Below are 13,023 nucleotides of genomic sequence, written 5' to 3'. Positions count from 1 at the left end.
TGCTCAACACCTGCTGCATCCGCGAGAACGCCGACAACAAGCTCTACGGCCAGCTCGGCCACCTCAAACGGCTCAAGCAGGAGCGCCCCGACATGCAGATCGCGGTGGCCGGCTGTCTGGCCCAGAAAGACCGGGATCTGATCCAGGAGCGGGCCGACCACGTGGACGTGGTGTTCGGCACCCACAACGTACACAGGGCCGCGGAACTGATCGGAGCCGCGGCCGACGGGCCCATCGTGGAAATCCTGGAAGCGGCGGTCGAGGACGACCGAGACAGCTTCCCCTCCGCTTTGCCGGTGCGCCGCGACGCCCCCTACGCGGCGTGGATGACCATCCAGGTGGGCTGCGACAACTCGTGCGCCTTTTGCATCGTGCCAGCGGTGCGGGGCGCCGAGATCAGCCGTCCCCTGGAGCTGCTGGTGGACGAGGCCGTTGGGCTTGTCGAGGGCGGGGTCACCGAGATCACTCTGCTGGGCCAGAACGTGAACTCCTACGGCCGCGATCTCCAGCGCGGCCGCCGCCAGGCAGGGGAGCGGGTATCGCTGCGCCCGCTGTTTGCCGACCTGCTCCGGGCCGTGGGCGCGGTGGACGGCATCGAGCGGATCCGCTTCACCAGTCCCCATCCCAAAGACCTGAGGCCCGAGACCATCGAGGCCATGGCCGAGGTGCCCGCGGTGTGCGAGCACCTGCACCTGCCTCTGCAATCGGGCAGCGACCGGGTGTTGGCCGCCATGCACCGGGGCTACACCGCCGAGCGGTACCTGGATCGGCTGCGGGTCGCCCGGGAAGCGGTAAGCGACCTGGCCGTGTCCACCGACATCATCGTGGGCTTTCCCGGAGAGACCGAGGACGACTTCGAGCAGACGCTGCTGGTGGCCGCCGAGGCGGAGTACGACTCGGCGTTCACCTTCGTGTTCTCGCCCCGCCCGGGCACTGAGGCGGCCGAGATGGCCGACCAGTATTGCGACCCCGACGAGGTGCGGGACCGCTTCGAACGGCTCCGGGCGGTGGTGGAGCGCTCCAGCCGACGGGGGAACCAGGCCCGGGTCGGGCGCTGCGAGGAAGTCGTGGTGGAAGGTCCGTCCAAGAAAGACCCGGGCCTGCTCACCGGGCGCACCCGCCAGAACCGCCTGGTGCATTTCCCCTCGTTGCAGAAACTGAAGCCGGGAACCTTCGCCAAAGTAGACGTGACCGCGGCGGGCGCCCACCACCTGCGGGGCGAGCTGGCCGAGGTCACCGCGCCTCCCCGGTGGCGCACCCGGATCCCGGTGGCTGCGCTCTGAGCAGCTCCCCACCCTCCGATGCCGTCGGCGCGCCTGGCCCGCTGGCCATCGTCGGGGTCACCGCTACCGGCAAATCGGCGGTGGCGATGGCCATTGCCCGCCGACTGGGAAATGCCGAGATCATCTCGGTGGACTCCATGCAGGTGTACCGGGAGATGGACATCGGCACCGACAAGCCCTCCGCCGCGGTGCGAGCCGAGGTGCCTCACCACCTCGTCGACGTGGCCGACCCCTCAGAGGACTACTCCCTGACCATGTTCCAAGCCGCCGCCCGCCAGGCCCGGGCTGATATCGCAACCAGAGGCCGCACCGCGGTGCTGGTAGGGGGCACTGGGCTCTACCACCGGGCGGTGATCGACGACTTGGAGATACCGGGCCGCTATCCGGAGACGGTGGTCGCCCTAGAAGAGGAGCCCGACACCGAGGTCCTGCACCGTCGCTTGGGTGAGCTCGACCCGCTGGCCGCCTCCCGCATGGAGCCCACCAACCGCCGGCGAATTCTTCGGGCCTTGGAGGTGACGGTGGGCAGCGGGCGCCCGTTTTCCTCCTACGGGCCGGGGCTGGGCGAGTATCCGCCCTGCAACATCGCTCAGATCGGCCTGTCGCTGTCACGTGCCGAGATCGACCACCGCATCGAACAGCGCTACCACGAGCAGATGGAAGCCGGTTTCCTAGCAGAGGTGGAGGCGCTGGCCGACCGCCAGCCGCCGCTGTCGCGCACCGCATCTCAGGCCCTGGGCTACAAAGAGCTCATGGCTCATCTCGACGGCGAGATGTCTGTGGACGAGGCCGTGGCGCTGGCTGTTGCTCGCACCCGTAAATTCGCCCGCCGCCAAGAGCGCTGGTTCCGGCGAGATCCCCGCATTGTCTGGCTCAGCGCCGAGGACGACGTCGAGGCACTGGTCGAGGAGGCTTTGTTTCGCATGACCCAGCATGAGTTCCCAGGCTGAGACTGAAATAGTGCGCGGCGCAGGGCACAGAACTTGCCAGACTGGAGCGATGCAGCTGACCAAGCACCACGGCTTGGGAAACGACTTTTTGATCGCTTTGGCCGACGCGCTGCCCGCCGGCACCCCGGCGATGGCCGAGTCGGTGTGCCATCGCACCCGCGGAGTGGGCGCCGACGGGCTCATCTTCGGCCTGCCCGGCGATGCCGGCGCGGGCACCGATGTGACGATGGTGCTGTTCAACGCCGACGGGGCCCGGGCCGAGATGAGCGGCAACGGCATCCGCTGTTTGGCGCAGGCGTTCGTCCAACACGACAACCGCGGCACTAACCGGGAGCTGTCTATCGGCACCGACGCCGGCATTCGAACCGTGAGCGTTGAATCCACCGCCGATCCCACCGTGGTCCAGGCTCGAGTGGACATGGGGCCGATCGGTGCAGGACCCAACCTGGAAGACGGAGAGGTCGCCCACTACCTCCGCATTCACGGCTTCGCCGACCACTTCTTCACCGCTGACGTGGGCAACCCCCATCTGGTGGTGGGAGTCAACGATGTGCAGCCGATCGACGTGGCCCGGAACGGGTCGGAGCTATCCCGTTTGGCCGGTGGGATCAACGTGGAGTTCATCAGCGCCAACTTCTCTGGAATCGACATGCGGGTGTGGGAACGGGGGGTCGGAGTGACCGAGGCGTGCGGGACCGGTGCGTGCGCCGCCGCCCAGGCGGCCCACCACTGGGGGCTGGTCGGCCCGGTGGTCTCGGTGTCGATGCCCGGCGGCGATGTGGTGGTGAATCTGGGCGACACCGCTTTGCTGGCCGGGCCATCCCAATACATCGCGACGGTGGACTATGGCTGACAGCGAGACCCACCGGGGCGGATTCGGCACCCACGGCGGGGAGTCCGGGGCGTTCATCGAGCGGGCCTTCCGGGAGAAGATCGTGCTGGTGGGCGTCACCCTCGCGGGCGGCGATCCGGCCGGCACCGACGCCGATTTGGACGAACTGGCCCAGCTCATCGACACCGCAGGCGCAGATGAGGTGGGCCGGCTGGCCCAGCGCCGCAGCGCGCCCGATCCGTCCACCTACATCGGCCGGGGCAAGGTCGACGAGATATTGGCGGTGTGCGAGCAAGCCGACGCCGACACCGTGGTGTTCGACGACGAACTGAGCCCGGCCCAGCAGTTCAACCTGGAGAAGATCCTCGGCCGCACCGCTATCGACCGCACCGCGGTGATCCTGGACATCTTCGCCCAGAACGCCAGCAGCCAGGAGGGCCAGGCCCAGGTTGAGCTGGCCCAGCTCCGCTACCGGCTGCCCCGGTTGCGCCGAGGCCGGGGATTCAGCCAGCAGGCCGGCGGGATCGGCACTCGGGGTCCGGGCGAGACCCAGTTGGAGGTGGACCGCCGGCGAATCCAGCGGCGCATCCACAAGCTGGAGGCCCAGCTGCGCGACATCGCCAAGAACCGCACCGTGCAGAGCCGCAGCCGCCGTCGCTCGGCCCAGAGCGCGGTGGCCATCGTCGGCTACACCAACGCGGGCAAGTCCCGCCTGCTCAACCTGCTCACCGACTCGGGCGTTCTGGTGCAGAACCGGCTGTTTGCCACCCTCGACGCGGCCACCCGCCGCCTCGAGCTGCCCGGAGGGGAGCGGGTGCTGCTCACCGACACCGTCGGGTTCATCCAAAAGCTGCCCCACCAGCTAGTGGAGGCGTTTCGATCCACTCTCGACGTGGTGGCCGAGGCCGACTTACTGCTGCACGTGGTGGACGCCGCCGGTCCCAACCCCGACGCCCACATCGCCGCCGTGCGCCAAGTGCTGAAGGAAATCGGCGCCGGGGCGGTGCCCGAGTTGCTGGTGTACAACAAGTGCGACCTATTGGCCGGTCGCGACATCCCGCTGGGCGCCAACAAGGACGCCGTGGTGGTGTCGGCCGCCACCGGCGAGGGAACCGACAAGCTGCTGGCCGCCATGGCCGACGAGCTGCGCTCCAGCGCGTTGATCGTCGAGCTTCACGTTCCCTATGCCCGGGGCGAGGTGCTGGCTGCCGTGCAGCGGGCTGGCCACGTGCTGGCCACCGACACCGACGAACACGGCTACCGGGTACAGGCCCGCCTGGATGAGGCGTCGGCTTCACGACTTTCTGAGTGGGTGATCGAGTGACGCCGCTGCGACTGCGACCGCACCAGGTGGAATGCCGGCTCTCGGAGTGGGTAGTGGGGTAGTGGACGGCTTCGTTCCCCCGCCCTATCCCTACGACCGCCTCGACGAGTTGCGGGCGGTGGCCGACCGCTTCGACGGCGGCTGCGTCGACCTGTCGGTGGGGGCGCCGTCTGATCCGCCTCCCCCAGAGGTGGTGGCCGCCTTGTCGACCTCCAACGCCGAGCGGGGCTACCCGGCGTCTGTCGGCTCGCCCGCCTACCTGGACGCTGCGCTGGGCTGGCTGACCCGCCGGTTCGGCATAGACACCGGCGAAGCGGCGGTGGCGGCCTGCGTGGGGACCAAGGAGTTCGTGGCCTCGGTTCCCCACTACCTGCGGCTGCGGGACCCAAGCCGCGACACCGTGCTGTACCCCGCGATCTCCTATCCCACCTATGCCATGGGCGCGATTTTGGCCGGGCGCCGGGCAGTCCCGGTGGCCGTGGACCACCAGTGGTGCCTCGAACTCGATTCGATAGACCCCGACGATGCCGCCCGCGCCCTGTGCCTTTGGGTCAACACGCCGGGCAATCCCGCCGGAGGACTCGAAGATCTGGCCGCCATCGCCCAGTGGGGCCGAGCCAGCGGCGTGCCGGTGTTCAGCGACGAGTGCTATATCGAGTTCACCTGGGGAGCCGAAGCCGGTGCCAGCATCCTGCACCACGGCGCCCAGGGAGTGATGGCGGTCCACTCTTTGTCCAAGCGGTCGAACATGGCCGGGATCAGGGCTGGTTTCTACGCTGGCGACCCCGATCTGGTTGGCTTCTTGTCGGAGGTTCGCAAGCACGCTGGCATGATGATTCCCGCTCCGGCGCAGGCTGCCGCCGTGGCCGCATTCAACGACGACGCCCATGTCGACGCCCAGCGGGCCGTCTACACCTCTCGGCTGAACCGCCTGCGGGAGGTCTTCTCGAACTATGACCCCGAGGTGGCCCTGCCCGGCGGGGGGCTTTATTTGTGGGCCGCGTCAACCGACGGCGACGGCTGGGCGCTGGCCCGCCGGGTAGCTGAGGAAATGGGGGCGCTGGCCAGCCCCGGGGAGTTCTACGGTCCATCGGGCCAGGGCCACATCCGAGTGGCCGCCGTGGCCCCCGACACCCGAATCGACCTGCTTGAACAGCGTATGGCCGCCCGGCGCGGCGATACCGTGAGGAAGTGAGCAATAGCATGAGCGATCTGCAAAACCGGATTGAGGCGCTGTGGGCCGACCGGACACCGATCACCGAGGGCGACGCTGAGGCCCGAGCTGCGGTGACCGAGGCCATCGGCCTGCTCGATGCCGGCGAGGCCCGGGTGGCCGAGGTGAACGGCGACGGCGAGGTGGTGGTGAACCAATGGCTCAAGCAGGCCATCCTGCTGCTGTTCTCCATGGCCGAGATGGAGACCATGGAGCTGGGCCCGTTCGAGTACGCCGACAAGATCCCCCTCAAGACCGACTATCAGGCCGCCGGGGTCCGGGTGGTGCCCGGGGCGTCGGCCCGCTGGGGTTCGTTCTTGGACCGGGGCGTAATCATGATGCCCAGCTACGTGAACATCGGTGCCCGAGTGGGGGCCAACACCATGGTCGACACCTGGGCCACCGTGGGATCGTGCGCTCAGATCGGGGCCAACGTCCACCTGTCAGGCGGCGTGGGGATCGGCGGGGTTTTGGAGCCGCCGCAGGCCGCCCCGGTCATGGTGGGCGACGACTGCCTGATCGGCAGCCGCTGCATCGTGGCCGACGGCGCCCGGGTGGGCGACGGCGTGGTGCTGGGGGCGGGCTGCGTGCTTACCGGCTCGATCCCGGTCATCGATGCCGCCACCGGCGAGGAATTGGGCCGAGGAGCGGTGCCCGACTGGTGTGTGGCGGTGTCGGCCACCCGGTCTCGCACCTTCGACGGGGGGACGTTCGGAATGCCCTGCGTGCTGGTGATCAAGCATCTGGAGGCCGGCGAGCGCCACGACAAGGCCCAGTTGAATGCCGTACTACGCGACCATGGAGCGGCCACATAGCCATGACTTATCCACAGGCTGGCCTCTTTTATGGGTCCGCGGCTTCCCACACGGCGAAATTCGTTTCTGGGGCAGGCCATGGGCGCTGATCTGCTGGCCAAGGCGGCCGAGCTGATCGACGTCGCCTCGGTGTCCTACCACGAGGGCGAAATCGCCGATCTCATTGAGGAGAGGCTGAGCGCCGTGCCCGGTCTCGCCGTGGACCGCGTGGGCGACAACGTGGTGGCCCGGACCGATTTGAGCCGACCTCTGCGGGTGCTGATCGGTGGCCACAGCGACACCGTGCCCCCCAACGACAACGCGGTCGCCCGCATCGAGGGCGACGTGTTGTGGGGCCTGGGTGCCGCCGACATGAAATCGGCGCTGGCGGTGATGCTGGAGCTGGCTGCCGAGGTGGCCAAGCCAGCGGTGGATGTGACGTGGCTGTTCTACGCCCGAGAGGAGGTCCGCGTCGCCGACAGCGGACTGCGGGAGCTTTTCGATGTCCGCCCCGACCTGCTGGCCGCCGACGTGGCCCTTCTGGGCGAGCCCACCGGGGGAGCGGTGGAGGCCGGCTGCCAGGGTTCCATGCGGGCGGTGGTTTCGCTGGCCGGCGCCCGGGCCCACACCGCCCGGCCCTGGATGGGGGTCAATGCCATCCACCGGCTGGGATCGGTGCTCAGGCTGGCCGAGGAATACGAGCCCCGCACGCCGATGATCGACGGCTGCCAGTACCGGGAGTCGCTTCAGGCGGTGGCGGTGGAGGGCGGTGTGGCCGGCAACGTGGTGCCCGACCGGGCCCAGGTAACCCTGGGCTATCGCTACGCCCCCGACCGCGGTCCCGCCGAGGCCGAGGACATTCTGCGAGAGATGGTGGCGCCCGTGCTGGGCGACGACGATCGCTTTGAGGTAACCGAGCACGCGCCGGCTGCCCCGCCGGGTTTGGGCCACCCGGTGCTGCAACGGCTCATCGCCGACAACGAATTGGAGATCAAGGCCAAGCTGGGATGGACCGACGTGGCTTTTTTTGCCGAACGGGGCATACCCGCGGCCAACTTCGGGCCGGGAGAATCGACCTTGGCCCACACCGCCGAGGAGCGGGTTGACCGGGCCGCGCTGGAGGTCTACCACCGCGCCCTGCAAGGGGTACTCACCGCCGGGTGAAATACCGGCTTGGAATTTGCAAACGGCCAGCTAGACAGCCGTATTCAGGGCAACTGTCACCCCGGTCTGGACAATGGACGCATGGCTTTACCCATGTGTGAACAACCTCCGGTCCGACCCGCCTTGACCCTGGTCTCTGGCTGTCCGACGCCTCGGCATCGCCCTCCGGCCGTGGTGCGGCTGCCCGCTTCGGTGTACTGGTTCCGAAGAGCGCTGGCCGTGTCCGTCCTGTTTCTCGTGCTGTGGGCCAGTGCATTCCTCGCTGGCAAGCTCCAATGGTCGCTATCCCCTGAAGGGCCGGCCGCAGGGCTGCCCCAGTCAGAACCGGCTTACGTGATCGTGGACGACACCGCTCTGCGGGTCAGCTCCGGCGGCCGCTAGCCACACGGGGGCGGTCAATGGGCGAGGTAGCGCAGAAACAGGGTGTGGTCTTGGGCCAGCACTCGATCCAGGCGAAGCTGCTGGAGCCGGGCCGGCGCGCCCTTGGCCATCCTCGAGGAGTCGCCGCCGGCCAGTGTCGGCGAGATCGTCCAGCACACTTCGTCCAAGAGCCCCGCGGCCAACAGCTGCCCGTTGAGAGTGGGCCCGCCTTCGGCCAGCACCACAAAGGCGCCCAACTGGCCGATCCGGGCCATCGCCGCGGTCAGGTCCACCCGGTCGGCGCCCATGCGGTGGACCTCGGCCACCACCTCGGCCTGGGCCAGCCGGTCGGCGGGCGGCTCGGTCACGGTGAACAGCAGCGGCGGCGGGCTGTCGCCGAAAACCGGGGCGGTGAAGTCCAAGTCCAGCGAGCGGCTCACCACGGCCAAGCGGGGACGGGGCGCCTGGTTGCGGGTCGCTCGGTCAGCGGCCGCGTCCGGGCTGGATTTTGGCGGTCCGTAGTCCTCGCGCCGCACCGTCTCGGCGGCCACCACCACCACATCGGCCACCGACCGGATGGCCGCGAACACCCGCCGGTCCACGGGGCTCGACAGGCCTGCCGACACGCCGTCGGCCGACGTGGCGCCGTCGGCCGAGGTGACCATGTTCAGCATCAGCCACGGGCGGTCGGCATGGGGGACGCGGCGGTCGGACGCATAGAGTGCGACCGGGTCGATGTCGGAGTCGAACCGAGGAAACAGCTGATCCATGTGCTGTCGAAGGTAGCAGGCAGATCAGTTCGCCACGTCTTGAGAAATTCACCTGAAATCCACAGGGAATCCCCCTTATCCTCCTTACGGTCCACAGGCACGATGCTCTACCGTGACCTATTGCTGCGGTGTGAGTGGCCGGAATGGTGGCTGACGCCGACGACCATAGTGGGGTTCAGGCGACTCCTTGAGGGGTCCAGCCCGTTGTTTGGGCGGGCTGGCGTGTCCGGTGCAGGCACGCCTCATGAAGAGGCTCCTTTGACCTGGCCGCTCACGCCGCAGCCTCATTCGAGCAAGGATAAAATGAAAGCGGTATGCGCCATAAGAGCTGCATCCGTTGAGGAGTGCTGATGGCTCTGGCATCTGACCGCACCAGAATCGGGCTGCGCCGCCATTTCAGCCGTGTTGAAGTCCACCCTTATGACGAGGTGGAATGGCATCGTCGCGACGCCCGAATCACCAGCGCAGACGGCGAGGTGGCGTTTGAGCAGACGGATGTGGAGTTCCCGCAGAGCTGGTCGGTCAATGCCGGCAACATCGTGGCCCAGAAGTACTTCCGGGGCGGTTTGGGCACGCCGGAGCGGGAAACGTCGCTGCGCCAGGTGATCGACCGGGTGGTGGGCACGCTGGTGGCATGGGGGACCGAGTCGGGGCATCTGGCTGAACCGGAGGAGGCCGAGGCGTTCGGCGATGAGCTTCGCTGGCTGCTGGTCCGCCAGCGAGCGGCGTTCAACTCGCCGGTCTGGTTCAACCTCGGGGTTCCCGGCGCGGTGCCCCAGTCGTCGGCCTGTTTCATCTTGGCAGTGGACGACACCATGGAGTCGATCCTCGACTGGTACGGCGAGGAGGGCCGCATCTTCAAGGGGGGTTCGGGGGCCGGAGTCAACCTGAGCCTGATCCGCTCTCGGCGGGAGAAGATGAGCGGCGGGGGCGCCCCCAGCGGCCCGGTGAGCTTCATGCGAGGCGCGGACGCCTCGGCCGGCACCATCAAGTCGGGGGGCAAGACCCGGCGGGCGGCCAAGATGGTGGTGCTTGACGCCGACCATCCCGACGTGTCTGAGTTCATCTGGTGCAAGGCCATCGAGGAGCGCAAGGCCCGAGCGCTGCGGGATGCCGGCTTCGACATGGACCTCGATGGCGCCGACGTCCACTCCATCCAATACCAGAACGCCAACAACTCGGTGAGACTCAGCGACGCCTTCATGTCAGCGGTAGTGGACGACGGGGAGTGGCAGCTCACCGCCCGCACCACCGGTGAAGTGCTGGAGACGGTGTCGGCCCGGTCGCTTCTGACCCAGATCGCTGAGGCGGCCTGGGAGTGCGCCGATCCCGGAGTGCAGTTTGAGACCACCATCAACCGGTGGAACACCGCGGCCAAAACGGGCCGGATCACGGCCAGCAACCCCTGCTCGGAGTACCTCCACCTGGACAATTCGGCTTGCAACCTGTCCAGTTTGAACCTGCTGTCGTTCGTCGGCGACGACGGTGTGTTCGATATCGACGGGTTCAGTGCCGCAGTCCGGGTGATGACCGTCGCCCAGGAGATATTGGTCGGCCCTTCGCACTATCCCACTGAGCAGATCGGGGCCACCACCCGACGGTTCCGACAGCTCGGCTTGGGCTACGCCAACCTGGGGGCAATGCTCATGGCCCTGGGCCTGGCCTATGACTCCGACGAGGGCCGGGGCCTGGCCGCCTCGGTAACCGCCCTGATGACCGGCGTGGCCTATGAGACGTCGGGGCGCATGGCCGCTCGCCTCGGACCGTTCGAGGGGTTTGCCGAGAACCAGGAGCCCACCCGGCGGGTGCTGCACATGCACCGGGACGCGCTGAATCGGCTGGAGGGCGAGCCGGTGCCCCCCGACGTGCTCGATGCCGCCCGGGCCGCATGGGACGCCGCAGTGGAGTGGGGCGACACGATCGGCGTCCGCAACTCACAGGCCACAGTGCTCGCCCCCACCGGCACCATCTCGTTCATGATGGACTGCGACACCACCGGCATCGAACCCGACCTGGGCCTGGTCAAGACCAAGAAGCTCGTGGGGGGCGGCACCATGCCCATCGTCAACCAGACGGTGGATCGGGCCCTGCATCGCCTGGGCTACAGCCCGGAGCAGGTGGCCGACATCGAGGCCCACGTCCACGAGCGGGGCACGGTGGTGGGCGCTCCCCATCTGAACCCGGCCCATCTGCCGGTGTTCGCCTGCTCCATGGGCGACAACGTGATCTCTCCGAGCGGCCACGTGAAGATGATGGCTGCGGTGCAGCCCTGGCTCTCCGGGGGAATCAGCAAGACCGTCAACGTTCCTGAGGGGACCACCGCGGCCGAGATCGAGCAGCTTTTTGTGGATGCCTGGCAGATGGGGGTTAAGGCGCTGGCCGTCTATCGGGACAACTGCAAGGTGGGCCAACCCCTGTCGGTTGCCGACTCTGGTGGCGCCGTGTCTCACCAAGCCGCGGTATCCGACGCCTCGACCGCTCAGCCTGATCAAGCTTCGGGTTCAGCGACGGCAACGCAGCCTGAGCGCCGGCGGCTGCCCCGGTTGCGTACTAGCCGCACTTTCGAGTTCCGGGTGGCCGAATGCAAAGGCTTCGCCACCGTGGGGGAGTACGAGGACGGCAGCCCTGGCGAGATCTTTATTCGGGTGTCCAAGCAGGGAACCACCCTGGCCGGGTTCATGGACTCGTTCGCCATGGCGGTGAGCCACGGACTGCAATACGGGGTGCCCCTGCGGGCCTATGTGGACGCGTTCACCGGGATGCGCTTCGAGCCGGCCGGGATGACCGACGACCCCGACATCCGCATCGCCACCAGCCTCATCGACTACCTGTTCCGCCGGCTGGCGGTGGAGTACCTCGAGCCCGAGGAACGCCACGAACTGGCGATATTCACCACCGACGAGCGCATCCAACCCACCCTGCCCGGCGTAGAGGAACAAGTGCCGGTCACCGTGCCCAGCGACATCGTGGAACCCGACCCGCCGTCGCCGTATACCCGCCGGACCCCCCTGGATGCCCACGCCCCCGTCTGCTACGACTGCGGCGTCCTCATGATCCGGGCCGGCAGCTGCCACGCCTGCCCCGACTGCGGCTCCACCTCCGGCTGCTCCTGACCTGCGTATAGCGCCGCTGGGGCTTCGGCATTGAAGCATCTCCCGTTGGTAGTTTGACGGGGCTTGTCAAGGGGCTAGGCAGGAGAAGAATCCATGAGAGCAGCGCTGTTTTTGGATGGGCACGAAGACTTGGTGGTGGACGAGGTGGACGTGGCTGCCCCGATCGGCAGCGAGGTGCTGATTCACACTGCGGCCGCGGGGCTGTGCCATAGCGATCTTCACTTCATGGAGACCGAGGGCTGGGTTGTGCCTCGGCCGATCGTGCTCGGCCATGAGGCGGCCGGCATCGTGGAGGCGGTGGGGCCCGATGTGCGGGAAGTGCAACCCGGCGACCATGTCATCTGCTGTCTATCGGTGTTTTGCGGGCGCTGCGATTTCTGCTTGAGCGGCCAGCCCTACCTGTGCGTACAGAGCCGGGTCGATTGTGTTCGCTCCGAGGATCAACCCGCCCGGCTCAGCCGCGATGGCCAAGAAGTAAACCAATTCGCCAACCTATCGTCGTTCGCCGAGCAGATGCTGGTGCATGAGAATGCGGTGGTAAAGGTCCGCGAGGAAATGCCGCTTGACCGGGCCGCCCTCATCGGCTGCGGGGTCACCACTGGTACCGGCGCGGTGTTCCGCACCGCCGGTGTTGGGCCCGGATCCTCGGTCGCGGTCATCGGCTGCGGCGGCGTGGGCATGTCGTCGCTCCAGGCCGCCCGCATAGCGGGCGCAACCACCATCATCGCGGTCGACCTTGAGCTCCGGAAGCTCGACACCGCGCTGCGCTTGGGGGCCACTCACGCGGTCAATCCCGCCGACGGCGATCCAGTGGAACAGGTTATGGAGCTGACCGGCGGGGGAGTGGACTACTCCTTCGAGGCCATCGGTCTGGCCATCACCGCCCAGCAGGCGTTTGGGATGATCCGCCGGGGGGGAACGGCCACCGTGATGGGCATGATCCCGCCGGGATCCAAAGTTGAGATCGAGGGCCAGGAGCTGTTCATGTCCGACAAGCGCCTCCAGGGGTCGCTGATGGGCTCGAATGTGTTCCGCGTCGACATGCCCCGCCTCGTCGACCTCTACCTCGACGGACGGCTGCTGCTCGACGAGATGGTCTCGGCCACCATCGGCCTCGACGACGTGAACGACGGCTTTGCCGCGATGAAGGCGGGCGATGTGGTGCGCAGCGTCATCGCTTTCGACTGAGCAAGACCACCCCGCTCCGAGAGACGCTTGTG

At 67.7% G+C, this 13,023-nt stretch carries 11 protein-coding genes; 10 read left to right on the top strand and 1 reads right to left on the bottom strand.

Annotated features, from left to right (window positions below):
• The 8 genes from miaB to OXG30_02550 all read left to right on the top strand — a co-directional run.
• A partial coding sequence (miaB, locus tag OXG30_02585; GenBank protein ID MCY4133787.1) for a tRNA (N6-isopentenyl adenosine(37)-C2)-methylthiotransferase MiaB occupies nucleotides 1–1,283 on the top strand: 1,283 nt, incomplete at its 5' end.
• Nucleotides 1,250–2,233, top strand: coding sequence for a tRNA (adenosine(37)-N6)-dimethylallyltransferase MiaA (gene miaA, locus OXG30_02580; protein MCY4133786.1), 984 nt, complete (start codon nucleotides 1,250–1,252; stop codon nucleotides 2,231–2,233). The genes miaB and miaA, both read left to right, overlap by 34 nt.
• Before the next feature lie 49 nt (nucleotides 2,234–2,282).
• Nucleotides 2,283–3,086 carry a diaminopimelate epimerase gene (dapF, locus tag OXG30_02575; protein MCY4133785.1) on the top strand — a complete coding sequence of 268 codons (804 nt, stop codon included), beginning with the start codon at nucleotides 2,283–2,285 and terminating at the stop codon, nucleotides 3,084–3,086.
• The gene (hflX, locus tag OXG30_02570) at nucleotides 3,079–4,389 is read left to right on the top strand and encodes a GTPase HflX (GenBank protein MCY4133784.1); all 1,311 of its coding nucleotides are present in this window, start codon (nucleotides 3,079–3,081) and stop codon (nucleotides 4,387–4,389) included. Before dapF ends, hflX begins: the two co-directional genes overlap by 8 nt.
• Before the next feature lie 46 nt (nucleotides 4,390–4,435).
• Complete coding sequence (locus OXG30_02565; protein ID MCY4133783.1) at nucleotides 4,436–5,584, top strand: aminotransferase class I/II-fold pyridoxal phosphate-dependent enzyme; 1,149 nt, start codon at nucleotides 4,436–4,438, stop codon at nucleotides 5,582–5,584.
• Between the two features lie 8 nt (nucleotides 5,585–5,592).
• Complete coding sequence (locus OXG30_02560; protein ID MCY4133782.1) at nucleotides 5,593–6,417, top strand: 2,3,4,5-tetrahydropyridine-2,6-dicarboxylate N-succinyltransferase; 825 nt, start codon at nucleotides 5,593–5,595, stop codon at nucleotides 6,415–6,417.
• Nucleotides 6,418–6,495: 78 nt separating this feature from the next.
• Nucleotides 6,496–7,560, top strand: coding sequence for a succinyl-diaminopimelate desuccinylase (gene dapE, locus OXG30_02555; protein MCY4133781.1), 1,065 nt, complete (start codon nucleotides 6,496–6,498; stop codon nucleotides 7,558–7,560).
• Nucleotides 7,561–7,731: 171 nt separating this feature from the next.
• Nucleotides 7,732–7,941, top strand: coding sequence for a hypothetical protein (locus tag OXG30_02550; protein ID MCY4133780.1), 210 nt, complete (start codon nucleotides 7,732–7,734; stop codon nucleotides 7,939–7,941).
• A 14-nt stretch (nucleotides 7,942–7,955) separates the two neighbouring features.
• On the opposite strand, the gene OXG30_02545 is transcribed toward OXG30_02550, so the two are convergent.
• Complete coding sequence (locus OXG30_02545; GenBank protein MCY4133779.1) at nucleotides 7,956–8,690, bottom strand: dihydrofolate reductase family protein; 735 nt, start codon at nucleotides 8,688–8,690, stop codon at nucleotides 7,956–7,958.
• A gap of 350 nt (nucleotides 8,691–9,040) precedes the next feature.
• On the opposite strand from OXG30_02545, the gene OXG30_02540 reads away from it, so the two are divergent.
• Together OXG30_02540 and OXG30_02535 are read left to right on the top strand one after the other, a co-directional pair.
• Nucleotides 9,041–11,803 (top strand): vitamin B12-dependent ribonucleotide reductase, encoded by a 2,763-nt coding sequence (locus tag OXG30_02540; GenBank protein ID MCY4133778.1) that lies wholly within the window; start codon nucleotides 9,041–9,043, stop codon nucleotides 11,801–11,803.
• Nucleotides 11,804–11,896: 93 nt separating this feature from the next.
• Nucleotides 11,897–12,991, top strand: coding sequence for a Zn-dependent alcohol dehydrogenase (locus OXG30_02535; protein MCY4133777.1), 1,095 nt, complete (start codon nucleotides 11,897–11,899; stop codon nucleotides 12,989–12,991).
• Nucleotides 12,992–13,023: the final 32 nt, after the last annotated feature.

It is taken from the genome of bacterium (assembly GCA_026708015.1).
Classification (GTDB): domain Bacteria; phylum Actinomycetota; class Acidimicrobiia; order Acidimicrobiales; family Bin134; genus Poriferisocius.
This window is presented reverse-complemented; position numbering and strand designations above follow the sequence as displayed.